Here is a 25,712-nt window from a genome sequence, read left to right on the forward strand (position 1 = left end):
GCCCTAAGCAGTCCTGAAGATGAATAATACGCCCTCTGAAGAGAAAACGACGGACTACTCCCCTGAAGAGAGAGCACTGATACTGCGACTCAGGGTGTATGTCAATATGAGATGGCTGGCCATTCCAGCAATCATTATTGCCACCCTGGTAGCATCAAGAATATTTCAGATTGGCTTCCCCACCATCCCTGTCTACGTTATTTGCGCAATTATCGCCTTCTATAATTTTTTGCTGTTTCGCTGGACACGAGGTCTGCAGAATCAAAAACCTGAGTTGGTCATCAGGAAAACGGAAGCCTATGGCAACGTCCAGGTATTTCTTGACTTGGTAATGCTCACTGCGCTGCTACACTTTACGGGGGGAGTAGAAAATCCGTTTCTATTTTTGTACATAATTCATACTAATGCAGCAGCTATATTTCTATCCAAACGGAGGGTATATGAACTAACCACTTTAGCCATGGTGATGTTTACGCTTCTGGTTTTTTTGGAATATTTTGGCATAATACCACATGTAAATCTCGAGGGATTTGTACCCCCAAATCGATATAGGGAATTAGGCTTTGTCATCCCTGTTTTGGTTGCTTTGGTGACTTTGGCTTACGCCACAGTCTATGTGGCCACTGCTATTGTCGGTGAGCTGAGGAGGCGACAACGTGAAGTGATGATATTGAAAGATCAGCTCCTTGAGCAAAGAAGGATAGAGTTAGAGCAGATTTCCGGTGAGGTAGTTAAACTGATTGAGGAGAGGCGTCATTTTGTCCGGTTCCTCAGCGTTGTGGCTCATGACCTTCAATCCCCTCTTGTTGCTACCCAGAGCATACTATCCTATATATTGGATGGGTATACTGGGCAGATCACTGATGGTCAAAAAGATCTGATGCAAAGGGGTATCAGGAGAATCGATGGGCTGCTGACGCTTATTACTGACCTGTTAGATATACCTCGTATCGAAGCCGGTCAGCTCAAACGCGAGATGAGGGAAATCTCTGTGAACGAGGTGATCAAACAGGCTACGGATGGTCTCGATAACTTGGCAAGGCAGAAGGGGATAACACTGAAAGTTGAATTACCTAAAAGTTCGTCTAAAATATACGGAGCAAGCCGCAGACTGCAGCAGGTGGTGACGAATCTGACGAGCAATGCCATCAATTACACACGTGAGGGCACGGTGCTGATCAAAGTGGCAGACGGCGACAGCGAAGTACGAGTTGATGTAATAGATACCGGAATTGGCATCCCACCCGACGACTTACCTCGACTTTTCGATGACTTTTTCAGGGGGAGCAATGTGGGAGCAAAGGGAACTGGATTAGGGTTATCCATATCTAAGAGAATAATTGAAGCTCACGGTGGCAAAATTTGGGCTGAAAGTCCCTGCCCTGAAACTGGCAAGGGAAGCAGGTTTACCTTTACTTTGCCGAAAGGACAGGTGGTTGTGCGGGAAGGCTAGCTAAAAAACTGTATTTATTGTCTCAGAATAAATAACTAAGGAGGTAATCGAACATGAAACAGAGGCCGAAGATTCTACTTGTTGACGATGACGTTGATCTTGTGACAGTGATGAGGGGAGCTTTGGAAAGTAAGGCTTACGAGGTGATTGTAGCTTACAACGGGCAAGAGGGCTTGGAAAAGGCAAGAAAGGAGAAACCTGACTTAGTCGTTTTGGATATATTGATGCCAGTAGCAGACGGTTTTGTCTTCGCTGACCAATTCCGTAAAGACCCGTCGCTTGCCAAGGTTCCTGTCCTAGCACTGACTAGCTTTTCAGAGTCACTCGGCCAGCCTTTTGCATTTGATGTTTCTGAGTACATATCAAAGCCTATTAAACCAAAGGATTTAGTGGCTAAGGTTGAGGAGTTTCTTAAAAAGACAGGGTCTTAGAAATCAAGTTGCTGCTACCGGCCGGTGAGAGAAAGCGGGAAGTTCCTGATGTAGCCTCTGGTTTTTACATTAGGTGGAATACTGTTTGGTGTAGATTCTGTACACAGTCTCATTGTTTGCTGTGAAGCACTCTGTGCAGCCTTCACATTCTTCAGGTTTGACTTCCTCAAGATATGTCTCAATTCCCAGTTCTCGGTACATCTCTAAAGTCCTTTTGAGATGGGCACCTCCGGTGACGGAGGCGATCTTCCAGCCTTCGGCTTCCAACCGTTGTTGAGTCTTGGACATTTTGTTTATCTGTGTCCAGTGATTTTATCAGAAAATGCTAACAAGTGTCTCTGCTATCCGAAAGTTAGACATATCGGCGGTGCTTCAATTATACTGCGAGATTAGAAAGAAACCGTCTTACAATGAGGAGGAAATCATGTTCAAGCACGAGTACGCTGATGTTAACAATGTCCGCCTTCACTATGTGACTGCAGGCAAGGGTAACTTAATAATGTTTCTCCACGGCTTTCCCGAGTTCTGGTACGAGTGGAAAAATCAGCTTGCTGAGTTCGGTCGAGATTACCAGGCTATGGCTCCAGACATGCGTGGCTATAACTTGTCATCGAAACCTGCCGAGGTTGAGCAATATCGGATGAAGTATCTGGTCGAAGACATTCGTGCTCTTGCTGAGCACCTTGGCCATAAGAAGTTAATCCTCGTGGCGCATGATTGGGGTGGGGGAGTGGCGTGGCCGTTCGCCATGCGCCACCCAGACTATCTTGAGAAGCTCATCATAGTCAATGCTCCTCATCCCATTACCTTTGTGCGCGAACTGAGTGACAACCCAGCGCAACGGAAAGCCAGCCAGTACATTCTGGTGCATCGCACCGCTGAGGCTGAGGAGATACTGTCTCGAAACAACTACGCTGTGCTTGTAAGTGGTCTCTTAGAGGATGGCCTTAAGCAGGGCTATTTCACAGAGGAAGACCGCAAAGCATATATTGAGGCCTGGTCACAGCCAGGTGCGCTTACCGGCGGCTTAAACTACTACCGGGCTGCTCATCTCGGCTCCTTTACTGGAGAAAGCGACGAAGTCTTGTCTGCAGACCCATCGCTATTTTCGGTTAAAGTGCCGACGCTGGTAATCTGGGGCGAGCAGGACAAGTATCTGCTCACCGGTAATCTGGAAGGTCTTGAAAAGTACGTATCCAACCTGATAGTCAAGCGTATACCTGATGGCTCGCATTGGGTCATCCATGAGAAGCCGGCCCTTGTTAATGTCTACATCAGGGAGTTCATCGAGCGTTGAATTTCTCAGTTGGCTTTGCTGCGAAATTGAACATGGGGGTAGCAAGCCTGTTCATCTTGACAATGGCCTTGCACTTTCCTATGCTTATTTTTTGGTTTGAGGAGGACAATTATGAAAATACCTACGGTCGGCATTGTCGGTGAGGGTGAGCTTGCAGCGAATTTACAGGAGCTTCTGGTAAAGGCAGATTTTAAGGTCATTGCCTCCGATTTAAGTGGAGATTATGCCAAGCAGGTGGTAGATGTTGACTTGGTCATTGAGATTGCTCCTGAAGATATTGCCGTAAAGAAGAAGGTGTTCAAAAACTGTGACGCCAAGTGCAGCAATGAGGCGATCCTGGCAACGACTACGGCCAATCCGTGGGTGACGCAGTTAGCTAGGGCGACCAAAAGGCCGGAGAAAGTCATCGGGCTTAATTTCACCAAGAATCCGTTTGAGGAGAAATATCTAGTTCAGATAGTTAGGGGATTGCAGACTTCTGATGAGACAATCCAGACTGCGAGAGAGTTTCTAGCGAGGGTTGGGATTACTGCTGTAAACCTTGGGGAGACCCCAGGCTTTATTCTGGATAGGGTGATTGCTTCTATAGTCAACGAGGCGGCTGTGATGTATTCATCGAAGCTGGCAACCAAGGAAGACATTGACAACATGATGAAGGTCTGCGTGAACTGGCCTATGGGGCCCTTCGAATTTGCCGATATTTTAGGTGTGGATAAGATAGTGGAGATTCTGGACTCTATGTCGCAGCAGCTCGGCCATCGATATCAGCCTTGTTTTTTACTCAGGAAGATGGTAGATGCCGGTTGGCTGGGAAAGAAAACAGGACGCGGGTTTTACGTATATAGCTAGCACGCATCAGGGGGAAAAAGAACTTTGAAAACGTTGGAGGCATGAAAATGGAAGTCAAGAAGATTGCAGTATTAGGAGCCGGTGTTATGGGGCATGGAATTGCCCAGATTTGTGCTCAGGCAGGATATCCGGTTAATTTGCGAGATACTAAAGATGAATTTGTGGAGACCGGTATCGGCAAGATTCGGAAATTCTTAGGCGGCAGCGTTGAGCGCCAGAGGATGACACAGGCTGAAGCCGATGCTATATTGAGACGAATTAAAGGCATAACTGACCTGAAAGAAGCGGGCAATGATGTTGACTTAGTTATCGAGGCTATAGTTGAGGATATTAATATAAAGAAGGAACTCTATAGGGAACTCGACCAGATATGCCGTCCGGACACTATATTTGCGTCTAATACCTCGGCTCAGTCAATCACTGAGATGGCGATGACAACCAAGCGGCCTGACAAGTTTATCGGGATGCACTGGTTTAATCCTGCCCAGCTCATGCGGGGGATAGAGGTCATTACTCATGATAAGACCTCCAAGGAAACCCTGGACGCTGTGGTGAATTTATGCAAGAAGCTGGGCAAGGAGCCGGGGATATGTAAGGATTCGCCGGGATTTATTGTGAACAGGCTTCTCCAGATCTGGTATAACGAAGGCCTGAATATGTACGATGAAGGCATAGCTGAGCCACAGGACATAGATACGGCTTTAAAAGTGGCCTATAATTTCCGAATGGGACCTTTTGAGCTGCGCGACTTGGTCGGTCTTGATATTGCTCTGGCCAGTACCGGGACACACTACTGGGAGTTGATGCGGGAGCAATTTAGACCGCCGAGGTGCTTGATTATGAAGGTTAAGGCCGGGGACCTCGGCAGGAAGACCGGTAAAGGGTTTTATGATTATAGGTCGGAAAGTTGAGTTGAGTGATGCTGCTTTTGCACAGGTTTACATGGGATGTTACACTTAATTAGAAAATATGAGGTGACAAATGAAAATCAACGTTATGACTGACATTCTTGAAGCTAATGACCGCATTGCTGCTGTCAATAGCGATGTCTTCAATAAGAATCGGAATTTGGTTCTTAACCTGATGAGCTCACCGGGAGCAGGTAAGACGACCTTGCTGGAGAAAACAGGTGAAGCACTCAAGGGCAAGCTCCGCCCCGGTGTCATTGCCGGTGACATTGAGACCAGCCGAGATGCAGAGCGGCTGCAAAAATATAAGCTGCCTGTGGTGCAATTGACTACCGGTAGCGCCTGTCATCTCGATGCCAATATGATTGCTTCAGCCCTACCTCATATTGACCTAAAGGAAATTGACATTTTGATTATTGAGAACGTAGGAAATCTTGTCTGTCCTGCCGAATTCAAGCTAGGAGAGGATTACAAGATTATGATGCTCAGTGTAACCGAAGGTGATGAGAAGCCTCTCAAGTACCCACTAATGTTTCGAGAATCATCGCTACTTCTCATCAATAAAATTGATTTGCTGAAATATACCAATTTCAATTTGAAGGAAGCGAAGACAAACGCACGAAGGGTCAACCCTGATCTGGACATTATAGATATCTCCTGCACCACAGGTGAGGGGATTTCAGATTGGATGGCGTGGCTTAATCAGCACTACCAGAAGAAGTTTGGGGCTAAAACGCGTGCATGAAATGGCGATCGCCCGGAACATAGTTAACATTGCCGTTGCTGCAGCCGAAAAAGAAGGTGCCAAAAGAATTACTAAGGTCAATGTGGTAGCAGGGGAGTTGAGGGGGATTATCCCAGCACAGCTTATCTTTAGTTTTGGGCTGATGTCTGAGAATACCATCGCCAGCGGGGCTTATCTTGACCTGGAGATAATGGCAGTAATGGGGAAATGCAAGAAGTGCGGTGAGACATTTGTAGTAAGGGATTATCGTTATGCTTGTTCCAGGTGTCAGAGCGAAGATATACAAACTCTTAGCGGGACAGAGCTTAGAGTAAAAGATATCGAGGTTGAATAACAAGGCGAGGAGAGTGAATTTATGACCGAGTTAGTCTATGAGAAGCTAGCCGATGCGTTGAGTATTAGAGGCGGAGGAATTCCTGCCGTGAAGTGCGAGGAGTTTTTCGCCCTGCTGGGGGAGCTTTTCACTCCTGAAGAGGCGGAACTGGCAATTAAATTGCCCATCAGTCCTATTCCTGCGGAGACCTTTGCTAAGGAGATAGTTGGCGGTGATCCCAAAGAGGTTAAAGGCCTTCTGGAGACTATGGCGGATAAGGGAACTATCTTCACAGTTGACCGAGATGGACAGAGGTTTTATGTTCTGATGCCCCTTGTCCCGGGCATCTTCGAGATGCAATTCATGGGTGGAGAAGTGAGTGAGCGTACCAAAAGGCTGGCTCGCCTTTTTGACGATTATTTTGATTTGGCTAGGGAAGTGGAAGCGCACCACCCAGCCGTCTCTAAAGGCTGTACCATTGTTCCTTTTGCCAGGGTGATCTCGGTGGAGACTGATATACCAACGGATGTTACAATCCATCCCTACGATAGGGTTTCTAAATATATTGCCAAGGCCGACCATATAGCGGTTGGTATTTGCTATTGTCGCCATCACGGGGAATTGGTAGGGCATCCCTGTAGTAAACCCAAGGACGTGTGTATGGCTTTCGGTCCTCAAGCCAAGTATGTCGCCGAGCGCGGCTTTGCCAAGCTGGTATCGAGGGAAGAGGCACTTAAGGTTCTCGACCGTTCTGAGGAAGCCGGTCTGGTGCATTGCTCCAGCAATACCGGTAAATATATCAACTTTATTTGTAATTGCTGCGGCTGCCACTGTGGTATTCTTCAGAGCATTAAGCGGGGCGTCATTCCCATGGGGGCGGTCTCCAGCTTCATCGTGACGGTGAATGAGGATGAATGCAGCGGCTGCGGTACCTGCATAGACAGATGCCAGATGGATGCTCTCTTTCTGGATGGAGCTATGCTGATTCGTAAAGCCGAGCGCTGCATTGGCTGTGGGCTGTGCATCTCAGTCTGCCCGACAGAGGTATTGAAACTGGAACTCAGGAAGGGGGCAGCAGTGCCGCCTCATGACCAGCGAGAGCTTAATGCGGCTATGATGGTTTCCCTGCAGCAGTTTAAGTAATGCTAGATATGGGGTTATCCCCATATCTAGAAACGGGTTCAGGAGCGGCTATGCCGAGCAAGAGCAAGAAAGAGTGGCAGGAAACTACTCTAGATCCAACGTTGAAGCGCTTCCCTGAGAGACAGGAGAGTTTCGAAATCACCTCAGGAATTCAGATTGAGCCAGTCTATGTGTCTGAAGACCTTGGGGAATTCGATTATGTTGCATCCTTGGGTTATCCCGGCGAATATCCGTTTACCCGAGGTATTCAACCGACAATGTATCGAGGCCGAATATGGACAATGCGCCAGTATGCTGGCTATGGAACAGCCGAGGAATCCAACCGTCGCTACCGTTATCTCCTGGAGCAGGGACAGACCGGTTTAAGCGTTGCTTTTGATTTACCAACCCAGATAGGTTATGACTCTGACCACCCGCTAGCCAGAGGGGAAGTTGGCCGGCTTGGTGTAGCCATAGATACCCTGGAGGATATGGAAATCCTGTTTAAGGATATACCTTTGGACAAGATAAGCACCTCGATGACCATTAATGCCACTGCTCCCATTCTTCTGGCCATGCACATTGCTGTAGCTAAAAAGCAGGGGGTTGACCTTGCTAAGCTCGATGGGACAACACAAAATGATGTTCTGAAAGAGTACATCGCTCGGGGGACGTATATTTTTCCACCTCGCCCTTCGATGCGGCTGACCGCGGATATTTTCGCCTATTGTAGCCAATATCTTCCCCGTTGGAATACCATCAGCATAGGGGGTTATCACATTAGAGAGGCTGGTGCTACTGCAGTTCAGGAGATCGCCTTTGCCTTAGCCAATGGCACTGCCTATGTTGAGGCTGCTCTCAATGCTGGGCTAGAAGTAGATGACTTTGGTGGTAGAATCTCGTGGATATTTCAGACTAATAACAACTTCTTCGAGGAGATTGCCAAACTGAGGGCAATCCGCAGGATGTGGGCCAAGATAATGAAGGAGAGATTTAAAGCCAAAGACCCGCGTAGCTGGATGTTCCGCACCCACATCCAGACTGGAGGGTCAACATTAACAGCCCAGCAACCTATGAACAACATCGTTAGGGCTACTTATCAGGCGCTGGCTGCGGTGCTCGGTGGAGTACAATCTATGGCTGTTTCCTGCTTCGATGAAGCTGTGTGTCTGCCTACAGAGGAGTCAGTGCAATTGGCTTTGCGAATTCAGCAGATTTTAGCCTTTGAAAGCGGTGTTGCTGATGTCGTTGACCCTGTCGGTGGCTCCTATTTCGTAGAGAGCCTTGCTGATACTCTGGAAAGAGAGGTCAACAAGTATATTGTCAAAATCGATAGCCTTGGTGGTGCTGTAGCTGCCATTGAGCAGGGATTCCAGCAAAGAGAGATTCAGGAGAGTTCTTTTCGTTACCAAAAAGAAGTTGAGGAAGGCAAAAGGACAGTAGTTGGTGTTAACAGATTTGTCTCTCCATATCCCAAAGTAGAAAAGTTGCTCCGAGTTGATGCAGAGCAGGAGACAAAGCAGGTGGCGCGTCTGCATCAGATTAAGAAGAATAGAGATAATTCGAAAGTGAGTCAGACGCTTAAGAGACTGGAGGAAGTAGCTCGAAGCAAGGACAATACTGTGCCAGCCTTCATTGAAGGTGTCGAGGCTTATGCCACCTTGGGTGAGATGTGTGATGTGCTTCGCCGCATCTTCGGTGCTCAGAAGGAGTACTTAGTATTCTGACGCTAACATTAGGTTAGAAAGCAGGAGCCAAAAATGAGGACATTAGATTGCGTTAAGAAAGAGGAAATAAGGGATTTACTGGGCAAGGGGTGGCTGACTCACGATGGGATGTGGTTCTTCAATGTATGCCAAGAATTCGGTATTGAGAGAGCAAATACATTGAACAGAGCTGCCATAAAATCTGTGTCCGTGATTTAAGCGCAAAGGCTTGCAAGGATTCTAGGTGCAGAGGGAAAACGGCTGAAGAGCTTTGAAGAAGTTAAGGAATTCCTACTGGCAGGTATGGAATTTATTTTGACATACTCAGTTTTCAGCAAGTTCCGTGTGAGGATTCCCTCAAAAAATGTTTTGCATTGGGAGTGGGAGAATCAGGAATGCTTTGCTTATAAAGGCATGAAGCGGATGGGACTTATAGATAGGTACGTATGTGGTGTAGTCTACAGAATTGAATACTGGTTTCAGAATTTGGGACTTAAATTCACTAGTAGTCCAAAGATAGAAAAATGCCTGATGCATGAGAAAGGCTACTGCTCCGGAGATTTTGAATTTCTCTTTGACGATTGATTATTCTTAAGTCAACTCTCGCTTCTTCTTCTCACGAGGTGGGCTGTTTCGGTTTTGGCGACAGTGTCGCCTTTCTGGTTTTTGCAGATGCTGCGGTGGATTACGATTCCTCTCTCGGGGTTTCTGGTCTCCCTCTTTTCAATTACCTCGCCGTGAACCCTCAAGGTATCTCCGGCTCTTAGTGGACTCGTTATTTTCACTTTGTCTATGCCGACGAGGGCAACCATGGTTTCCTCGTCCCAGAACCCAGATTGTTCCTCAAGTCCTCCCATGATAAGGAGAGTCAGCCTACCCGGGGCAATCCTTGTCTCGAAAGCGGTTTTCTTTGCCTCTTCTTCGTCCCAAAATATGGGTAAAGTGAAGCCGGCGAGCCCGACCATTATATTTATCATTCCTTCGCTTATAGTCCTGCCCGGCGTTATGAATTTTTCTCCTACCTGGTAATCTTCCCAATGTTTAGCCGTGTTTCACCTCCCAACAGAATCTCTTTGTTCTTAGATTAACGTCAGCTTTATCCCAAATCTCTGCCTAGAATGGCGACAGCGCTTACCTGAGGAGGGCCACCGAAAGTGTGGGATAAACCCAGTTTGACGTTCTTTAGCTGGCGCTCAGGTGTTTGTGCCTTGCCCTGTATTTGCTTATAGACTTCGTATGTCATTCTCAGGCCGCTGGCGCCTACCGGGTGACCGAAGCATTTCAAGCCGCCGTCTGCGTTTACCGGCAATCCTCCGAAAAGCTCAAAAAAGCCGGCATCTATGTCCTCTTTCGCTTTGCCTTGAGCACTGAAGCCAAAGTTTTCGTAAATAATGAGCTCGGTGATAGTAAAGCAATCGTGAACCTCAGCGATATTAAGCTCTTCGCGAGGATTGCGTATCCCGGCTTGCTCGTAGGCTTGGCGTGAGGAGTTTTGCAAAGCGTCCCAGTTTAGCCAGTCAAATTTGGGACGGGCATGCGGTAGCAGGGGGTCGAAGGATTGTCCTAAACCTTTGATATAAACTGGGTCAACTCTGAATTTCTTTGCCTGGCTGGCTGGAACCAGGATGGCAGCAGCCGCGCCGTCGCTGTTGCCACAGCAATCGAAGAGCCCCAGAGGCCAGGCGATGATTGGCGCATTCATTACCTGCTCTAATGTTATCTTGTTGCGAAAATGGGCTTTGGGGGACATGCTGCCATTGTTGTGGTTTTTGACTGCAATCTTGCCGATAGTTGTCTTGCCCTCCTCTGGGCTTAGTCCATAAGTGTAGAAATACCTGGTAGCGATGAGCGAAAAGCTGCCTGGTGAAGTACGGCGGGCCTCCAATACCGGCCCCATACCTCGGCCAGTACCAAGGCCAGGGAAGCCTGTATCCTTGAGTTTTTCCACGCCGAGGGCCAATACAATGTCATACATTCCGGAAGCCACACCAAAGCAGGCGTTTCTTAAGGTTTCGTGTCCAGTAATACACCAGTTTTCAACACGTGTCATGGGGATGCGCAGTTTCAAGGGATTGACCCCGTGGGTAGCTCCTATGCCAGTTACCGGGGCAGTCACCGTTCCAAACCAACAGGCCTGGATGTCCTTGGGGTCGATGCTGGCATCTTCATAGGCTTCATAGGCAGCCTCTATAGCTAAATCGTCAAGGCCTAAGTCCCAGCACTCTCCAAACTTGGTGCAACCCATACCTATTATGGCAACTTTATCTTTTATGCTCTCCATTACTCTCGCCTCCTATCTTATCGGCCGACATTTCCAGAAGTAGTTGTACATGCCGGCCCCTTCGTAAATTTTTCTAAAGGTCATTTCGACTGGCATGTTGATCTTAATCTCCTTAGGGTCACAATCTGTCATTACGCAGTATATTCTCGCATTCTCTAACTCTGATTCGATGACCATTTGTGGAATTATGGGGTCATCACTTCTGCCAGCCAGGTTGTCCAAAGAGAAGGTGAACACCTTCCCCTTTTTATCTGAGAGCCTTACCTCATCATAGTTATCTTTAGATTGGCATTGGTAACACACCCGCTGTATCGGGAATGTGACCAGACCGCAATTCTTGCATTTGCTGCCGTGAAAGCGAAGAGACCAGTTGCGTTCTCGCCAGCTAACGCTGGCTGATGGAAAGAGACGGAAAGATTCTCCGGGTTGCGGTTCCAATATGCCACGATAACTTAGGTATCTCTCGTAGGTGGGCAACATCCGCTTTGAGGCTAAAAAGCCTTTTACTCCACGCTTGCCTGTTTTGATTTTGTCCACCTCGGCTGTGACTTCGATGAGGAAGGCGTCGCTGCCGTCTCCATAACTGGCAACGAGTAGTTTGTCGCTTTCCTTGGCATCCTCTAGAGCTGCTGCCAATAATAATAATGAATGGGCACAGCCGCATACTCCTAGGTTGTTAACTAACAAGTCCTGAAGTTGCGTTTTTGGGTCAAAACCTAGCTGTCGGGCAAGCTGTTGCTGAGTTCTGGCAGTAGGCGCGTAAAGCACTGCTTTAGTGACAGACCCCGCCGCAAGGTTCTGCTTTTTCATTAAGCCTGAGATTGCTTTGGACATATTTTCAATGTAACCGTGCTCAATTATGAACCTGTCTTCCCAAGATTGCACGAAGGTGTCCTTATCCAGTCTCCAGACATCGTACATCTCGTTGGATATTGTGTAGCTGGCCTTGACATTGGCAACTGGCTTTCCATTTTTGCTTACCAATAGAGCTGTTGCGGCATCGCCGAAGTTTTGCTCATAATCCGAACGAGGGTATCCCAGACGACAATCAGCGGCGGTAACAATTATGTTTTGTGCCGAACCGCTGTTGACTGCATCCAACGCTGCTCTGAGGGCGGTGGTTCCGGCTCGTAGACTATTACCAAAATCGGCGGTGACTATCTCTGGTTTCAAGTCGGCGGCACCTGCTACTAAAGTGGCACATTGCTTCTCCCGGAAAGGTGCCGTAGTGGAAGCGAAATACAAGCCGTCAACACTGTTGCGGTCAATTCCGGCGAGGCAATCGAGCACTGCCTCTATGGCCATGGTGACGGTATCCTCATCGTTGTTGGCTATGCTCCGCTCGCCGCCCAAAGATGGCCTGCCCCAGGCAGCACCGATGGCATCTCGACTCAGTCGCCACAGCGGCACGTAAGCTCCGTAAGAGATGATTCCTGACATCAAAAAGCCTCCTTGTATCCTAAGCTTTATTTGAAGGTTGATTTCTTTCTGAGAAAAGCGCACAAATTGATTTGGGATAAAAGGTAGATGTTTTTATAAAATCCGTCCCAGCCAGAAGCTTCACATATTATAACACAGGGTTCAAGGTCCGCGAGGAGTTAACATGGGGACTTGACAACAACCGTGCAATGTATAAAGATAGATGTCACGACTAATGTTTTAAAGGAGGTGTCATGTTGAACAAAAAATACAAATTCGCGGTGCTGTTTATTGCCATGTTGCTTGTTCTAGGCCTTACCTTGCCGGCATGCACGTGCCAGAAACCGACTGAGACGGAGAAGCCGCCGGCTCCACCCGGAGAACCAGCGGCTCTATCGTTCGAGGCTGCTGAGTATGTGAATGCAGACCGTGGTTTCTCTGTGAAATACCCTAAGGAATGGCTGCAGCAACCAAGTGAAGAGCCAACGACTGTTTTTTATGCTGCTGCGGAGAAAAGAGTTCCTGCGTTGAGTATTTCTGTCCTGGGTGGTGCCACTTTTGCTGAGGCACTCACTGCCGCTTTGGCGCCGGCTGGCTCGGATATCAAAATTACTACTGAGCGGGCGTCGACTTTGGCGGATGGCAAATCGGCCTCTGAAGCTGTGGTTAAGTGGAAGGTTCAAGGATTTGGGGCTGACACCTTTGCCCTCGGTGTTAAGAAGGGCGACAAATGGGTCATAGTTGCCATAACTACCGTGTCTCTACTGGCAAAGTACGATGAAGCGCTATTTTCAGAAATAGCACATACCCTAAAATTCAAATAAGGAGTACTTGAGCATTTTACAGCTTGGATGTAGCTCTACTGGTAAAATAAGGTAGGGGCTAAGGAGAGCGCGTTTTAGATAGCGTCTTATAATCAGCAACTAGCTCTCGCAATATCTTCTCACGATAGTTCGTGTAGAAGATATTTGCTTTGTCAATAAGTTTGTAGAAAATCTCCTCCCCCTTCTTGTGTCTAAGGTTGGGAGTTATCCTTATATTGCTCCGATTAGAGATTTCAAATCCTACTAATCCTTTAGTAGTATAGTGCACTTGAATTACTTCGCTGTCTTTTCCTTCTGCTCCATGACTAAGAATCGAGCCAATCTATCGAGTTTGAAAATGGTGTTGAACTCCAGATTCTTGCTTATCCACAGCTTTTTCATTATGACGGAGTCGGTAATAGCGCCCTTATACATCAGCCCGTCAAGGAGAGTCTTGGGGTCTTCACATGCCATGACAAAGTCGGGAGACGCTAGCTTCTTGTCTTCAATCCTGAAATCGCCGTTATCTATGTACATAGCAAACTCGCTGGCCTTTGTCTTCACCGCGATATTCCGCTTCCAACCTTCAATCGCTTTACGAGCGCGTTTTGATTGGCTCATCTTAATGGCCAGAGCCAGCATCTCCTTAAGACACTGTTTGTAGTTGGCCATGTCCTTGTCAGTTGGCTTAGAAAATTGAGGTTCTTTTGGTGCTGCCCAGTTTAATTCAGACTCCTGGAGCCCTTCCTTGGCAACTTGCTGTGGAGTCAGTTCCGAAGTGGGCACACAGTAGATATCTGATATCTGCCCTACGCGCTCGTCTCTGAAGATCACCTTGACCTCTGTGCCCTTTTTGATTAATCCAGGCACCAGTATTCCTGTGGTGGTGTAAAGCATGACGCTCAGGGCTGTATCGGCGCCCTTTAGTATTACACGTCCCCTGCCGAAGGGCGCTTTGTCCAGAAACAGTGAAGTGGCGAAGTAAGTAATGGGTGGGGTTGTGTTCATCCTGCCTATTTGGCCGACTTCTACCGGCTTGGTGGGTGCGAACTCGCAGTCAGGGCAATGGGTCATCATAGGTGGAACCCTGACCATGCCACACTTGGAGCATTTGCAGCCGAGAATTTTCCTTTCGTTTTTAATGGCGAGGAAGAAGGGCGAAAGCTCACCTATGCTTCGCTCATAAAAGGTAAACATTGCATCGTTCTGTAACAGGTAGTCTTGATTCTCAAGAGTTATTACTCTGCTTCTTATTTCTGGTATGAACTCGTCCGGTATAATTTTTCGTCTCTTTTCTGACATTATTGGACCTCCTTAATTATTCATGTTCCAGTGTTGCGCACACTGTATATTGGGCGACGGTGCTTCCTGTGCCGTGTATCAGAGCGGTTTTGAGCTTCCTTTTAATTAGCTCGTTTCTGGCTGACCAGACTGACATTATGTTGCTAGCACCAACAGCATGCCCACAGTAGGTCAGACCGCCGCATGGATTGACCAGATATTTACCACCCGGCAATATAAGTCCATCTTCGATAAGGGAGTCAACTGTTTGGTAGGGTACCAAGCCAAACTCCGCCATACTGATTTCAAGTTGTTGAATGAAGGCATCGTGGAGTTCGACTATCTGTATAGCCTTTACGGGATCTTTTATGCCGGCCATTTCGTAAGCGCGGTGGGCACCGAGGTAATCGGAAACGATGTGAGACATATTTTTCTGATTCTTACCGGCAAAGGAGTGTTCATTAGCTTCCCCTACGCCTGTGATCCAGATTATTGGCTTTCCACTATTCTTGGCTATGACCTTTGCTGTTTCCTCTTCAGCCAGGATTAGAGCCGCGGCACCTTCGCTATAGACGCATATCTCCAGCTCTTTGAAGGGGTAAACTATGTACCTCGAGTTCATTACCTCTTCAGGAGTTACCTGGTCAAATTGTCTTTGGGCATAGGGATTGCCTCTCACTTGTTGGCTGAGCAATGCAGATATCTGAGCAGTGACCTCTGGTTTTAGAGTGCCTGGATATTCATCCATGTAGCCCAAGACTACTTCGGCGTAGCTATCTGAAGCACTCCAGCCTATTTTCTGCTCAAAAAAGGTATCACCCGACCAAGCGATAGTCTTGATTACCTCTGGTGTTGCTGACATGGATGTAAAATCAAAGCAATCGGTAGCCTTCTCCACGCCCAAGACCAGAGCGGTTTTGAATCTTTCTCCGGCCAGATAAGCATGGGCTGCTGATAAGGTATAAGCACCTGTTGCCCCACCATTACTTATGCGTATGCCAAACTTATTTTGCATTCCTAATATGCCTTGCAAGGGATGCTCTGGAATACAAGCCCTTTCGAAGATGTCGTTGTATATTCCGTAAAAGACAGCGTCTACATCCTTGATAGAGATAGCTGTATCTGCGACCGCTTCCCTAGTGGCCATCTGGGCCAGTTCGTAATAGGTTTTCTGATACCATTTGCCTCTAAAAGGTGTTACCGCTGCGCCTACAATTCCAACTTTTTTTGCCATATATTCTTTTGCCTCCTTTAGTTTTTATCTTGCGACACCTAGTTTCCTTTTTTTACGCCATATTGATATTTTCGAATTCTTATCCGCCTTGGCGTCAGTTCCGTGCATAAAGAAGCATCTAGGTTTTGGCCGTGAGCCTTGATCTTAAGCACCTTTCGATCCTATGAAGAATCCTTTAGGGTCGAATAACCTGAGCAGGGTTACCTCTTCTTCAGTCGGTGGCTCAGCTTTCTTCAAATTCGGGGCAACTTCGAGTTCCCAGCCGACCTTTTCTTTTATCTCGGCTACGGCCTCTTCTGCCTTCTGGTTTGCCTGGGAAGGAATATAGGCTGTCAGCGTAAAGGTTTCCTTATCTCCAATCTTTTCGAAGACGCCGACATCTGTGACCAGTGTCTTCACATTTTTCCCAGGGCAGGTGATGTACGGCACTTTCTCCACTAGCCTCAACTTGCCTGAGTTAGTCACGACCACTGTTTCCCTATTGTTGGTAGCTATATCGTTGGCTCCTCCAGAACCTACTAGGTATGTTACACCCGGAATTTTTGTCGAGTTTATATTTCCGAATTTATCCACCTGGCCGGCTGCTAAGACACCTATACATTGATTAGATGGACCGCTGACAAATATGCCAAGCATTGTCTCTATATTATTCAGGATTTTACATGTTGGCATGCAATAGTAACTGAATATGGTTGGGTCTGACGCCCTCGGCGAATAGCCGTACATGCCTATCTCAGCCATTATATCTACATCATGCCCTCTTTCTTTAAGTCTGTGGATAGCTAGCCAGGAAGCTAAGTTCGAGAGGCCTACACCAGTTAATATAGTCTTATATTCTCCCATGATGAATTTGTCAACTATGATATGAGCGGCAGTTATAGCCATCTTCTCTGCCAGGTTTGGTTGCCTATTAAAATCGATCTTTGGTATTTCAGTCGTTATCTCAGCTTTCCACGAGTCAGAATCTGCCTTTTGTTTCAGGTAAAGGAGTCTGTCTCTGCCAACTTTTGAAAGGTACTCGTCATTGTCTTTACAACTCAGGATCCAAGTTTTTATCCACTTCAAGAATTTGTCCTCATCTCTTGAGGCATTCCTGACATCAGTAAAAAAATCGTAGTCGTCGAAGTAGTGCTCGAATTCGGGTAATCCACAGTTTGTCATTCCGCCGGGATGGGCCCCGTAAGGCACCTCGCATACCGCCTTGACCATATAGGATGGGATTCGGACTAGGTGTGAATGTTTGCGTACATATTCTGTGGGGACAATTTTTTCAGCGCTAACTATAACTCCGTTTTTCGCCCCCCAAGCCCCAAAGACATCGGGTCCCAAGGGATAGGTCATTATTAAATTCCCGCAGCGGTCTGCAGCAATGCCATGAACTAAGGTTATATCAGGTCTTAAAGCTTTCATCAGCCCAATTTTCTCCCCCGGGTCAAATGGGTCAGCTATGACGGTAAACGATTCTTTGTTTTCCTCCTCCATGGAGCTGCCCACGAGTGACCTGGTGGGGGTGAAACCCCATCCCATTGCTCCAGCCAGAAGTCTTTGTGGGATGGTAAGCATCGTCCAGTTCTCGAACTCCACCTTGCCAGACAGGTAAGCTTTTTGAATAACGGGGTTTGGTCCAGGTGATGGATAAACATCACCGGCGTAACTAGTTATGATTTTCTTAACCAGTTTTCCTTGAATTAAGGCGAGCACGGTTACACTAACACCATTGCTTATAAGGGTGAAATCTGGATTTTTACCCCAGAATTCCCTTACAAGCTGGTAGAATAAGGCTCCACCTCTCCCTGCAAAATGGATGGTCATTCCTTTCTTGACGTGCCTTCTTATGGCTTCCTCCAACGAGCATAGCTTGTCCTCTCCTTCAACTACAGGCACTTGAAACCTTGAGTCTATGAAAGCCCTCAGCTCTTTTGCGTCCATGTTGGTACGTTAATGGTTTCTTTGATGCAGCTTTGATGTCGCACAATTTTGCCTGAGTATCCGTGCAGGCAAACTGAGATTTGTCTAAGTAGGTCAGGCTTATCAGATGTTAGCATCTACATGCGTAGCTGTCAATTTTATTTGGTATGTCGTTGTTTGCGCTTTGAAGAAGCTTGATGCTACAATGTGTTCAAAGCTATGGTGCTCAGTGACAGGACAATTAAAGACGAGATCGCCAAAGGCAGGATTATTATTGAGCCTCTAATCCCGAATTGCATCCAGCCAGCTAGTGTTGACCTTCATTTGGACAAAAAGCTCATTGTTTTTAAACCGCAACGGCATCCTGCCTATATAGATGTCAGGCGTAGCCTGGATCACTTGCATGAGCTTGTAGAGCTTGATGGGGATGATGCTTTTTTCCTTAATCCTGGTGAGTTTGTCCTGGCCAGCACGTTGGAAGCGATTACTCTGCCAGATGACATAGTTGGAAGACTTGAGGGGAAAAGCTCTCTGGGGAGAATTGGGCTTCTAATCCACTCAACAGCTGGTTATGTTGATCCGGGTTGGCAGGGGCACCTTACCATCGAGCTATCCAATGTTGCCAAATTGCCGATTACCCTTTATTATGAGATGAAGATTGGGCAAATCTCTTTCCTTAAGCTAACCTCTTCTGTAGACAGGTTATATGGGGCAGCTGAGTTAGGGAGTAGATATCAAGGGCAGGCCGAACCGACTGCTAGTAAGTATTACAAGGATTTTGTAAAGGGGTCATAAGTGCTAGCTCGTCCTAGAGATTTCATGGAATGCGCTTTATCATTGGCTGGTTTAGCCTTAGGTTATACAAGCCCTAATCCGGCGGTAGGTGCTGTTTTGGTTAGAGATGGGTTAGTTGTTGGGTTTGGTCATACCCAGCCGCCAGGTTCTATCCATGCTGAGATAATGGCGCTTCGACAGGCGGGGCCGAGGGCTAAAGGTGCGACGTTGTATGTTACATTAGAACCTTGCTGCCATCATGGACGTACACCACCATGTACCCAAGCCATAATTGACGCCGGCATTTCTGAAGTTCATATAGCTTTGATCGATCCCAACCCCTTGGTTTCGGGAAAGGGAGTAAGAATATTGGAAGAAGCTGGAATTAAGACGTTCGTTGGTCATTGTGAGGAGGGAGCTCGGGAGCTAAACGAGGGTTACATTAAGTTTATTTCTACTGGTATCCCATTTGTGATTGCCAAATTCGCTATGAGTCTTGATGGCAAAATTGCCACTCAAAATGGCGATTCTAAATGGATAAGTGGCGAAGAATCCCGGAAATTTGTGCATTACCTGCGTCATATAGTTGATGCCATTATGGTGGGAGCAAATACCGTAGTTGCTGATGATCCTCAGCTTTCGGCCAGGGGGTGCAGTGGTAGGGGGGGTAAGACCAAGCTGCAGCCTTTGCGGGTTATTGTTGATGGTAGAGGTCGGACACCAATATCAGCTCGGGTTTTTGAAGAACCAGGAAAAACTCTCGTTGCCGTAGCTACCCCCTTTAATGCGAAAAAGGCGGATGACTTTAGGAAGGCTGGCGCTGAAATTGTGGAATTGCCAGCCAAGAAAGGTGTAATAGATTTGCAGGAGCTATTGAACGTGTTGGGGAAGCGGGAGGTCGCCAGTGTTTTGGTTGAGGGGGGGAGCGGACTTTTCGGTTCGTTATTCGACCGTGGTCTGGTAGATAAAGTGCTGGCTTTCATTTCGCCTATAATAATTGGTGGGGATGAAGCCAAGAGCGCTGTCGGTGGTAACGGCGTTAACAAGGTTGCTGATGCTCTACATCTAAACCAGGTTAAGATAATAGAATTTGGCGATGACCTTTTGATCAGTGGCTATGTGGGTGGCAAATAGTAATGTTTACTGGGATAATTGAGGAGATTGGTATAGTTAGGGGGGTTAGCCCTGGGCGCTTGACCATGGAGGCGAAAAAGGTGCTTGAAGACACCAAGCTAGGTGATAGCATATCTGTAAACGGAGCTTGCTTAACAGTGACATTGATAAGGAAAGATAATTTTTCTGTTGACGTTATGCCGGAAACAATCAAGCGCACAAATCTTGGTAGGCTCCATTATGGAGACCTGGTGAATTTAGAGAGAGCTATTTTGGCTGAAGGACGCGTCGGTGGCCATTTTGTGCAAGGACATGTGGATGATGTTGGGGAAATCCTGTCATTACAGCCTGAAGAGGGCGCTTGTATTGCCAGAATTTCAGCACCGGCTAATTTGCTGTCTTATGTGGTGACCAAGGGCTTTATCGCTGTTGATGGTGTTAGCCTTACTGTTATTGATTATGACGATTTTTCCTTTTTGGTTTCTGTGGTGACTTACACCCGTGAGCATACTACATTGGGTAGTAGGAAACCAGGCGATATGGTTAATCTTGAGGTGGACATTTTCGCTAAGTATATAGAGCGGCTTAAACAAAGAGATAATCGTGGTGTGACGCCGGGTTTCCTTGAGGAGCATGGCTTCTTAAAAACGAGGTGAATTTCAAATGGGATTTGCTACTGTTCCTGAGGCAATCGAAGATATAAAAGCTGGCAAATTTATCATCATAGTTGATGATGAGAACCGTGAGAATGAAGGTGACCTGGCAATTGCTGCGGAAGTGATTACTCCAGAGGCAATTAATTTTATGGCCAGGCATGCTCGTGGACTGATATGCCTGCCTATAATCGGTCACCGCTTAGATGAATTGAGGGTCCCACTGATGGTTCAGGAGAATACGGCGAAGTTCTCCACAGCCTTTGCCGTGTCTATTGAGGCTAAACATAAGACTTCTAGTGGTATTTCAGCTCATGACCGTGCAGCAACTGTAAAGGCTGTACTTGACCCCAGTACTAAACCTGAGGATTTAGCTCGTCCCGGCCATACATTTCCTATTCGAGCTAGAGAGGGTGGTGTGCTGGTGCGTGCTGGCCATACCGAGGCTATAGTAGATTTAGCCAGGTTTGCGGGGCTTTACCCGGCCGGTGTTGTCTGTGAGATTATGAACGAAGATGGTACTATGGCCCGTTTGCCTCAGCTTGAAGTGATGGCAGATAAGTTTGGAATTAAGATTGTGAGTATAGCCGATTTGATAACCTATCGCCGTCGCAATGAGAAGTTGGTGGAAAGGATAGCTGAAGCCAAATTGCCTACCAGGTATGGCGAATTTGTCGTTATTGCCTATAGGAGCAATGTTGATCCAGATGAACAGGTAGCCTTGGTTAGAGGCGATATATCTGGTGACGAGCCGGTGCTAGTGCGAGTTCACAGTGAATGCCTTACTGGTGATGTTTTCGGCAGTCTACGCTGCGATTGTGGTGGTCAAATTGCATTGGCAATGGAGAAGATTGCTGCCGAGGGGCGTGGTGTCTTTCTTTACATGCGACAGGAGGGTAGGGGGATAGGTTTCCATAATAAATTGCGAGCTTATGCTCTTCAAGACCAGGGTTTAGATACTGTGGAGGCCAATATTGCCCTGGGTTTTGATGCTGATTTGAGGGATTATGGCATTGGTGCCCAGATATTAGCCGATTTGGGTTTACATAAGATTCGCTTGTTGACTAATAATCCGAAGAAGGTAATCGGTTTGGAGAGCTACGGACTTCACATAGTGGAGACTGTGGCTTTGAGAACACCGCCTACTCCATACAATTTGGAATACTTGAAAACTAAGCAGAAAAAGCTGGGACATCTGTTGAAGGTAGATGAAGCCGATGAGGCTTAAGCTGTGAGTTAAGGAGGAAGTTATATGGCTAAGAAATACGAAGGCATGTTATTAGGTAAGGGGCTGAAATTTGGTGTGGTTGTTTCTCGGTTCAATGAAATTATAACTACAAGGCTGCTTGATGGAGCAGAAGACGCTTTTCTTCGTCATGGCGTTAGTGAGCAGGATATAGATGTCGCTTGGACGCCTGGCTCTCTAGAGATTCCTTTGGTAGCTAAGAGACTAGCAGAAAGTGGCAAATACAATGCTATTGTTTGTCTCGGAGCCGTCATTCGCGGCGGCACGCCACATTTTGAGTATGTAGCTTCTGAGGTGAACAGAGGCATCTCTCGGGTGAGCATGGATACCGGAGTGCCCGTCATTCAAGGCATAATAACTGCGGATACTCTGGAGCAGGCTATCGAGCGAGCTGGAGCTAAAGTAGGCAATCGTGGTTTTATGGCAGCATCAAACGCCATAGAAATGGCAAACCTGCTTAAAAGTATCGGAAGCTGAGAAGCCATTACGTAACCTTATATACGTGATCCCCGGCTCTCACACGGTCGGTTACTTTAACACCAATGGCATCTCCAGCCTTGCCTTCGGTTACATTAGCGTTGTCAATCTGCATGGACTCAACGGTAAATTCAAGGTCTGTAGTGTGCCCTTTGATGTGAATCTTGTCGCCGACTTTTAATGTGCCGGTTAGTGTTATACCGGCTACCACAGGCCTGGCGAAGAAGTCGCTTACCTGCCCAATCTCAACCTCTGGCATCTAAGGTCACCTCCTTCCTTTTTATTTATTTGCCTTTAGTATATGTTTCTGGCTTAAATAAATCAATAGTTTCGAGTTGACATAAAACGGATATGACGTTGACAGTCCCAGTCATTAGGTGTTAACATTTCGGGGGTTCTGTGAGTAAGGAGCGTTTCGAAGGGGCTTGGTTGAAAGGAGGCGGGATAGTATTAATTTTGTTAACGTAATCATGGCGAGACGCAAGAATCTCAAATAAGGAGGATACTATGGCTTATGAAAATTTGATCGTTGAACGTGAAGAGAATATCGGTATAATCACATTGCACCGTCCGCCGGCTAACCCGATAAACCTCGCTGTCCTAGATGAGCTTGAAGCGGCTCTGAATGAATTTGAAAAAGATAAGACAATAAGAGCCTTAATTATCACAGGTGCTGGTGAAAAAGGTTTTTCAGCAGGCTTTGATGTAAAGACAGGTGGGACACCGGAGGGTGAGAAAGCTATGGACAAAGGTCAGGTGGTATTTAGCCAAATTGAGAAATACCCCAAGCCTGTGATTGCAGCTATAAATGGTTTTGCTCTTGGCGGTGGCTGTGAATTGTCGATGGCGTGCCACTTCAGGATAATTGCTGATTCCGAAAAAGTGGTCATGGGCCAGCCTGAGATAAATCTGGGTATCATACCTGGCTGGGGTGGTACTCAGAGGTTGCCCAGATTGGTGGGTAAGACTAAGGCGCTTGAGATGCTACTGCTTGCGACAAGAGTCGGGGCTGCCGAGGCTCTAAGTATCGGCCTGGTAACTAAGGTGTCTAAACCTGAGGAGCTGATAAAAGATGCTAAAGAGCTCGCCAAAGCACTGGCTAAGAAGGCGCCGATTGCCATGCAGATAATTCTTGATGCAGTGGCTCGTGGACTCGAGACAACTACTGATGAAGGACTGAAGATTGAACTGGCGGGTTCTCAGAGGGTTGCGAAGACAAAAGACGCTATGGAGGGAATGATAGCGTTTATTCAGAAACGCGAGCCAGTTTACACAGGTGAATAGACGTTCTAATGCGGCACTCAAATAGAAAGGGGAATTTTTGAAATGAAAGTAGAAGACATCAAAAAAATTGCAGTCATGGGGGCGGGTGATATGGGGCATGGAATTGCCGAGGTAGCGTTATTGGCCGGCTATAAGGTGGCAATGCGGGACATTGAACAGAGATTTGTTGATAAGGGCCTTGCCAGAATCAAGGAGAGTCTGGAAAAGCTTGTGGAAAAACAGAAGGTCACCGAAGAGAACAAAAAGGCAATGCTGGCGAACATTGAGATCTTTGTTGACATAGACAAGGCTGTCAAGGATGCCGATTTTGTAATTGAAGCCGTTCCTGAGATTATGGACTTGAAGAAGCAAGTTTTTCAAGCGCTGGACAAGGCAGCACCGAAACATGCGATTCTGGCTTCAAACACTTCTAATATGAGCATCACGGAAATCGCCGCCACTACCCAGAGACCTGAGCAAGTAGTTGGCGTGCACTTTTTTAATCCTGCTGTACTGATGAAGCTCGTTGAGGTCATAAAGGGAGGCAAGACCAGCGAAGAGACGATGAAGACAGCTTATGACCTGGCGCTAAAGATGAACAAAGTTCCGGTCAGGGTTGAGAAAGACTCCATCGGCTTTGTTTACAACAGGGTCAATGCCCCTAATGGAATTCTCCTTGGTGAAATAGTTGAAAGAGGCTTGGCTACCCCTGAGGAAATTGACGCCAAGATGCGGAAAGTGGGCATGCCCATGGGTCCATACGAGCTCATGGACTATGTCGGGTTGGATGTTGCCTATCATAGTGCTAGTTACTTTGCTGAGCGGTTGTCACCGGACTTTAAGCCGCGTAAGTGGATGAAAGCGAAAATGGATGCTGGTACCCTGGGCAAGAAGTCAGGAAAGGGGATTTTCGATTGGTCTAAAGGGAGACCGGAGATAGACTTGTCCAAGGCAAAAGAAGATTTCGACCCAACCGACTTGATTGCTATACAGGTGAATGAAGCCACGAAGTTGCTCGAAGCGGGGGTGGTAAAGAGCGCAGATGATATTGATAAGGCGATGGTTAATGGAGGTGGAGCTGCGTTCGGCCCATTCCAGCTTGCCAAGGGGATAGGATATGACAAGCTAGCTAAGAGATGCGAGGAGCTGGCTAAGAAATTTGGCGTTAAGACGTTTGAGCCGACTGAAACATTAAAGAGTGGGAAGATCTGAGCCAGGATTAGAGGACTGAGTTAAAATATAAATCGGGGTCTACATCTAAATTACTGATGTAGGCCCCAATTTGTTGCGTGGGTTTCGAGGTGGGCACTTGTCATTATCGTTACAGATACCAGACACAAGCTGCGGCTGCTACGCTTAACAGGCCGATAATTGAAAAGACAAGCCCGCTCAACAGACCCAAGAGCCCCTTGTCTTGAGAAACGATGCCTGTGAGTTTGTTGATTCTTTCCATCTCCTTACCTCCTTGTTACCTCTTTCATTATTTATAACGATCAAGCAGTAAATTAGTTTATTTAGGAGCTTCTAGATATATTATCTGCTTTATATCGTTTGAAGTGAATCGGGCGTCCGTATGATTTTCAATCGTAGAAACGCCTTACGACTAATGGCTATAGTTGCCAGCCACTTTTCCTAGTCCTTTTGTCCGATAGATAATATAATAGAAGACAGGCGGGTCTGCGGGAGTCGGTGATGGTTACACAGATCATAGCCGGAGTGTATCTGCTCAGCGGCTTTTTGGGTGCTGGTGTTTGGGGTGCCAATGCATACCTCCTGGTTGATGATGGGCTGACGCTGGTAGACACCGGATTCTTTGGCCGGGCGGACCGAATATTAGAACAGATAAAAGAGCTGGGCTATTCTCCTTCTGACGTAACCAGAATTATCATTACACACCACCATGCTGACCATATTGGCAGCCTGGCTGAGTTGAAGAGGGTTACGCAAGCAGAAGTTATCGCTCACCCGGCTGATGCTCCGTATATTGACGGCAGTTTGCCCCAGCCTGGGCCAGCAAGACCACAATGGTTGGGTAAGTTTTTGGCTCGTTTTAGCTGGCTGTGGTCTACTGAGCCGGTGGCGGTGGATGTGCTGGTCAACGATGGCGATGAACTGCCAATATTGGGTGGCGTTAAGATACTGCACACCCCTGGACACACGCCCGGGAGCATCTGCTTATATTTGCAGAGCAAAGATTTGCTCATCGCCGGTGATTTGCTCGCTAACCGCTTTGGCTTAAGGCTGCCCTCCAGGGGGTTCACCGTCGATACAGCTCAGGAGATGCAATCTATCAAGAGAGTAGCTGTCCTGGAATTCGATATTATCTGCTTCGGTCACGGCTCGCCGATTATGCAAAATGCCCATCAGGCAGTCGCTGATTTTGCTGACAGACTTGCTCCATCTCCTGAGTCTAATAAATAGCAGACCTATAGGCTT

The 25,712-nt window shown here is 47.2% G+C and carries 28 protein-coding genes; 19 read left to right on the forward strand and 9 right to left on the reverse strand.

Features of this window, described 5'->3' with window-relative positions:
- The first annotated feature begins 19 nt into the window (after nt 1–19).
- Both FJ023_01180 and FJ023_01185 read left to right on the forward strand, forming a co-directional pair.
- Nucleotides 20–1,453, forward strand: coding sequence for a HAMP domain-containing histidine kinase (locus FJ023_01180; GenBank protein ID MBM4445949.1), 1,434 nt, complete (start codon nt 20–22; stop codon nt 1,451–1,453).
- A 53-nt stretch (nt 1,454–1,506) separates the two neighbouring features.
- On the forward strand, nt 1,507–1,884 hold the full coding sequence (locus tag FJ023_01185; GenBank protein MBM4445950.1) for a response regulator: 378 nt from the start codon (nt 1,507–1,509) through the stop codon (nt 1,882–1,884).
- Nucleotides 1,885–1,953: 69 nt separating this feature from the next.
- On the opposite strand, the gene FJ023_01190 is transcribed toward FJ023_01185, so the two are convergent.
- Nucleotides 1,954–2,172, reverse strand: coding sequence for a hypothetical protein (locus FJ023_01190; GenBank protein ID MBM4445951.1), 219 nt, complete (start codon nt 2,170–2,172; stop codon nt 1,954–1,956).
- Nucleotides 2,173–2,308: 136 nt separating this feature from the next.
- Here FJ023_01190 and FJ023_01195 point away from each other — a divergent pair, with 136 nt between their 5' ends.
- The 8 genes from FJ023_01195 to FJ023_01230 all read left to right on the forward strand — a co-directional run bounded on the left by FJ023_01195 (nt 2,309) and on the right by FJ023_01230 (nt 9,409).
- The gene (locus FJ023_01195; protein ID MBM4445952.1) at nt 2,309–3,181 is read left to right on the forward strand and encodes an alpha/beta hydrolase; all 873 of its coding nucleotides are present in this window, start codon (nt 2,309–2,311) and stop codon (nt 3,179–3,181) included.
- A gap of 111 nt (nt 3,182–3,292) precedes the next feature.
- Nucleotides 3,293–4,030: a hypothetical protein gene (locus tag FJ023_01200; GenBank protein MBM4445953.1), complete on the forward strand. Its 738-nt coding sequence runs from the start codon at nt 3,293–3,295 to the stop codon at nt 4,028–4,030.
- A gap of 41 nt (nt 4,031–4,071) precedes the next feature.
- Complete coding sequence (locus FJ023_01205) at nt 4,072–4,941, forward strand: 3-hydroxyacyl-CoA dehydrogenase family protein (GenBank protein ID MBM4445954.1); 870 nt, start codon at nt 4,072–4,074, stop codon at nt 4,939–4,941.
- Nucleotides 4,942–5,011: 70 nt separating this feature from the next.
- A complete protein-coding gene (hypB, locus tag FJ023_01210) occupies nt 5,012–5,683 on the forward strand; it encodes a hydrogenase nickel incorporation protein HypB (GenBank protein ID MBM4445955.1) in 672 nt (223 codons plus the stop codon).
- Complete coding sequence (gene hypA / locus FJ023_01215) at nt 5,676–6,017, forward strand: hydrogenase maturation nickel metallochaperone HypA (GenBank protein MBM4445956.1); 342 nt, start codon at nt 5,676–5,678, stop codon at nt 6,015–6,017. The genes hypB and hypA overlap by 8 nt, the downstream gene beginning before the upstream one ends.
- A gap of 21 nt (nt 6,018–6,038) precedes the next feature.
- The gene (locus FJ023_01220) at nt 6,039–7,139 is read left to right on the forward strand and encodes a hypothetical protein (GenBank protein ID MBM4445957.1); all 1,101 of its coding nucleotides are present in this window, start codon (nt 6,039–6,041) and stop codon (nt 7,137–7,139) included.
- 8 nt (nt 7,140–7,147) lie between these two features.
- Nucleotides 7,148–8,845, forward strand: coding sequence for a methylmalonyl-CoA mutase (locus tag FJ023_01225; GenBank protein MBM4445958.1), 1,698 nt, complete (start codon nt 7,148–7,150; stop codon nt 8,843–8,845).
- A gap of 294 nt (nt 8,846–9,139) precedes the next feature.
- Nucleotides 9,140–9,409 carry a hypothetical protein gene (locus FJ023_01230; protein MBM4445959.1) on the forward strand — a complete coding sequence of 90 codons (270 nt, stop codon included), beginning with the start codon at nt 9,140–9,142 and terminating at the stop codon, nt 9,407–9,409.
- 11 nt (nt 9,410–9,420) lie between these two features.
- Here FJ023_01230 and FJ023_01235 read toward each other — a convergent pair whose 3' ends face one another.
- From FJ023_01235 to FJ023_01245, 3 genes are all read right to left on the reverse strand, one after another.
- A complete protein-coding gene (locus FJ023_01235; protein MBM4445960.1) occupies nt 9,421–9,831 on the reverse strand; it encodes a dehydratase in 411 nt (136 codons plus the stop codon).
- A gap of 89 nt (nt 9,832–9,920) precedes the next feature.
- Entirely contained in the window at nt 9,921–11,105 is a 1,185-nt protein-coding gene (locus FJ023_01240) for an acetyl-CoA acetyltransferase (GenBank protein MBM4445961.1), read from the reverse strand.
- A gap of 12 nt (nt 11,106–11,117) precedes the next feature.
- Complete coding sequence (locus FJ023_01245; protein MBM4445962.1) at nt 11,118–12,545, reverse strand: hydroxymethylglutaryl-CoA synthase family protein; 1,428 nt, start codon at nt 12,543–12,545, stop codon at nt 11,118–11,120.
- 233 nt (nt 12,546–12,778) lie between these two features.
- Here FJ023_01245 and FJ023_01250 point away from each other — a divergent pair, with 233 nt between their 5' ends.
- Entirely contained in the window at nt 12,779–13,348 is a 570-nt protein-coding gene (locus FJ023_01250; GenBank protein ID MBM4445963.1) for a hypothetical protein, read from the forward strand.
- Between the two features lie 58 nt (nt 13,349–13,406).
- On the opposite strand, the gene FJ023_01255 is transcribed toward FJ023_01250, so the two are convergent.
- From FJ023_01255 to FJ023_01270, 4 genes are all read right to left on the reverse strand, one after another.
- Nucleotides 13,407–13,670: a hypothetical protein gene (locus tag FJ023_01255; GenBank protein ID MBM4445964.1), complete on the reverse strand. Its 264-nt coding sequence runs from the start codon at nt 13,668–13,670 to the stop codon at nt 13,407–13,409.
- Nucleotides 13,622–14,629 carry a hypothetical protein gene (locus FJ023_01260; GenBank protein MBM4445965.1) on the reverse strand — a complete coding sequence of 336 codons (1,008 nt, stop codon included), beginning with the start codon at nt 14,627–14,629 and terminating at the stop codon, nt 13,622–13,624. The genes FJ023_01255 and FJ023_01260 overlap by 49 nt, the downstream gene beginning before the upstream one ends.
- 16 nt (nt 14,630–14,645) lie before the next feature.
- Nucleotides 14,646–15,842, reverse strand: a complete 1,197-nt coding sequence (locus FJ023_01265; GenBank protein MBM4445966.1) for a thiolase family protein — start codon at nt 15,840–15,842, stop codon at nt 14,646–14,648.
- 144 nt (nt 15,843–15,986) lie between these two features.
- Nucleotides 15,987–17,771, reverse strand: a complete 1,785-nt coding sequence (locus tag FJ023_01270) for a glutaconate CoA-transferase (GenBank protein ID MBM4445967.1) — start codon at nt 17,769–17,771, stop codon at nt 15,987–15,989.
- Between the two features lie 198 nt (nt 17,772–17,969).
- Between FJ023_01270 and FJ023_01275 the strand changes: the two genes are divergently transcribed.
- Genes FJ023_01275 through FJ023_01295 form a run of 5 tightly spaced genes read left to right on the forward strand, consistent with a single transcriptional unit; the run spans nt 17,970 to nt 22,013 of the window.
- Nucleotides 17,970–18,545: a dCTP deaminase gene (locus FJ023_01275; protein ID MBM4445968.1), complete on the forward strand. Its 576-nt coding sequence runs from the start codon at nt 17,970–17,972 to the stop codon at nt 18,543–18,545.
- A gap of 24 nt (nt 18,546–18,569) precedes the next feature.
- A complete protein-coding gene (ribD, locus tag FJ023_01280) occupies nt 18,570–19,658 on the forward strand; it encodes a bifunctional diaminohydroxyphosphoribosylaminopyrimidine deaminase/5-amino-6-(5-phosphoribosylamino)uracil reductase RibD (GenBank protein MBM4445969.1) in 1,089 nt (362 codons plus the stop codon).
- A gap of 2 nt (nt 19,659–19,660) precedes the next feature.
- A complete protein-coding gene (locus FJ023_01285) occupies nt 19,661–20,293 on the forward strand; it encodes a riboflavin synthase (GenBank protein ID MBM4445970.1) in 633 nt (210 codons plus the stop codon).
- A 7-nt stretch (nt 20,294–20,300) separates the two neighbouring features.
- On the forward strand, nt 20,301–21,518 hold the full coding sequence (locus FJ023_01290; GenBank protein MBM4445971.1) for a bifunctional 3,4-dihydroxy-2-butanone-4-phosphate synthase/GTP cyclohydrolase II: 1,218 nt from the start codon (nt 20,301–20,303) through the stop codon (nt 21,516–21,518).
- A gap of 24 nt (nt 21,519–21,542) precedes the next feature.
- A complete protein-coding gene (locus FJ023_01295; GenBank protein MBM4445972.1) occupies nt 21,543–22,013 on the forward strand; it encodes a 6,7-dimethyl-8-ribityllumazine synthase in 471 nt (156 codons plus the stop codon).
- 7 nt (nt 22,014–22,020) lie between these two features.
- On the opposite strand, the gene FJ023_01300 is transcribed toward FJ023_01295, so the two are convergent.
- Nucleotides 22,021–22,272 carry a translation elongation factor-like protein gene (locus FJ023_01300; protein MBM4445973.1) on the reverse strand — a complete coding sequence of 84 codons (252 nt, stop codon included), beginning with the start codon at nt 22,270–22,272 and terminating at the stop codon, nt 22,021–22,023.
- Between the two features lie 248 nt (nt 22,273–22,520).
- Here FJ023_01300 and FJ023_01305 point away from each other — a divergent pair, with 248 nt between their 5' ends.
- The 3 genes from FJ023_01305 (at nt 22,521) to FJ023_01315 (ending at nt 25,697) form a co-directional block, all read left to right on the forward strand.
- Nucleotides 22,521–23,297: an enoyl-CoA hydratase gene (locus tag FJ023_01305; GenBank protein ID MBM4445974.1), complete on the forward strand. Its 777-nt coding sequence runs from the start codon at nt 22,521–22,523 to the stop codon at nt 23,295–23,297.
- Between the two features lie 42 nt (nt 23,298–23,339).
- Nucleotides 23,340–24,488 carry a 3-hydroxyacyl-CoA dehydrogenase family protein gene (locus FJ023_01310; GenBank protein MBM4445975.1) on the forward strand — a complete coding sequence of 383 codons (1,149 nt, stop codon included), beginning with the start codon at nt 23,340–23,342 and terminating at the stop codon, nt 24,486–24,488.
- Nucleotides 24,489–24,968: 480 nt separating this feature from the next.
- Entirely contained in the window at nt 24,969–25,697 is a 729-nt protein-coding gene (locus FJ023_01315) for an MBL fold metallo-hydrolase (GenBank protein MBM4445976.1), read from the forward strand.
- The last annotated feature ends 15 nt before the right edge of the window (nt 25,698–25,712 follow it).

This window comes from Chloroflexota bacterium, assembly GCA_016875875.1.
In the GTDB taxonomy this organism is placed as follows: domain Bacteria; phylum Chloroflexota; class Dehalococcoidia; order GIF9; family UBA5629; genus 9FT-COMBO-48-23.

Bases quoted from the DNA above. Each gene is read 5' to 3' on its own strand.
- FJ023_01275 (MBM4445968.1), top strand. From the start codon at position 17,970: ATGGTGCTCAGTGACAGGACAATTAAAGACGAGATCGCCAAAGGCAGG.
- FJ023_01260 (MBM4445965.1), bottom strand. From the start codon at position 14,629: ATGTCAGAAAAGAGACGAAAAATTATACCGGACGAGTTCATACCAGAA.
- FJ023_01190 (MBM4445951.1), bottom strand. From the start codon at position 2,172: ATGTCCAAGACTCAACAACGGTTGGAAGCCGAAGGCTGGAAGATCGCC.
- FJ023_01285 (MBM4445970.1), top strand. From the start codon at position 19,661: ATGTTTACTGGGATAATTGAGGAGATTGGTATAGTTAGGGGGGTTAGC.
- FJ023_01200 (MBM4445953.1), top strand. From the start codon at position 3,293: ATGAAAATACCTACGGTCGGCATTGTCGGTGAGGGTGAGCTTGCAGCG.
- FJ023_01300 (MBM4445973.1), bottom strand. From the start codon at position 22,272: ATGCCAGAGGTTGAGATTGGGCAGGTAAGCGACTTCTTCGCCAGGCCT.
- FJ023_01220 (MBM4445957.1), top strand. From the start codon at position 6,039: ATGACCGAGTTAGTCTATGAGAAGCTAGCCGATGCGTTGAGTATTAGA.
- hypB (MBM4445955.1), top strand. From the start codon at position 5,012: ATGAAAATCAACGTTATGACTGACATTCTTGAAGCTAATGACCGCATT.
- FJ023_01245 (MBM4445962.1), bottom strand. From the start codon at position 12,545: ATGTCAGGAATCATCTCTTACGGAGCTTACGTGCCGCTGTGGCGACTG.
- FJ023_01290 (MBM4445971.1), top strand. From the start codon at position 20,301: ATGGGATTTGCTACTGTTCCTGAGGCAATCGAAGATATAAAAGCTGGC.
- FJ023_01195 (MBM4445952.1), top strand. From the start codon at position 2,309: ATGTTCAAGCACGAGTACGCTGATGTTAACAATGTCCGCCTTCACTAT.
- FJ023_01315 (MBM4445976.1), top strand. From the start codon at position 24,969: ATGGTTACACAGATCATAGCCGGAGTGTATCTGCTCAGCGGCTTTTTG.
- FJ023_01265 (MBM4445966.1), bottom strand. From the start codon at position 15,842: ATGGCAAAAAAAGTTGGAATTGTAGGCGCAGCGGTAACACCTTTTAGA.
- FJ023_01250 (MBM4445963.1), top strand. From the start codon at position 12,779: ATGTTGAACAAAAAATACAAATTCGCGGTGCTGTTTATTGCCATGTTG.
- FJ023_01205 (MBM4445954.1), top strand. From the start codon at position 4,072: ATGAAAATGGAAGTCAAGAAGATTGCAGTATTAGGAGCCGGTGTTATG.
- FJ023_01295 (MBM4445972.1), top strand. From the start codon at position 21,543: ATGGCTAAGAAATACGAAGGCATGTTATTAGGTAAGGGGCTGAAATTT.
- FJ023_01305 (MBM4445974.1), top strand. From the start codon at position 22,521: ATGGCTTATGAAAATTTGATCGTTGAACGTGAAGAGAATATCGGTATA.
- FJ023_01270 (MBM4445967.1), bottom strand. From the start codon at position 17,771: ATGGACGCAAAAGAGCTGAGGGCTTTCATAGACTCAAGGTTTCAAGTG.
- FJ023_01225 (MBM4445958.1), top strand. From the start codon at position 7,148: ATGGGGTTATCCCCATATCTAGAAACGGGTTCAGGAGCGGCTATGCCG.
- FJ023_01185 (MBM4445950.1), top strand. From the start codon at position 1,507: ATGAAACAGAGGCCGAAGATTCTACTTGTTGACGATGACGTTGATCTT.
- FJ023_01180 (MBM4445949.1), top strand. From the start codon at position 20: ATGAATAATACGCCCTCTGAAGAGAAAACGACGGACTACTCCCCTGAA.
- FJ023_01240 (MBM4445961.1), bottom strand. From the start codon at position 11,105: ATGGAGAGCATAAAAGATAAAGTTGCCATAATAGGTATGGGTTGCACC.
- FJ023_01310 (MBM4445975.1), top strand. From the start codon at position 23,340: ATGAAAGTAGAAGACATCAAAAAAATTGCAGTCATGGGGGCGGGTGAT.
- ribD (MBM4445969.1), top strand. From the start codon at position 18,570: ATGGAATGCGCTTTATCATTGGCTGGTTTAGCCTTAGGTTATACAAGC.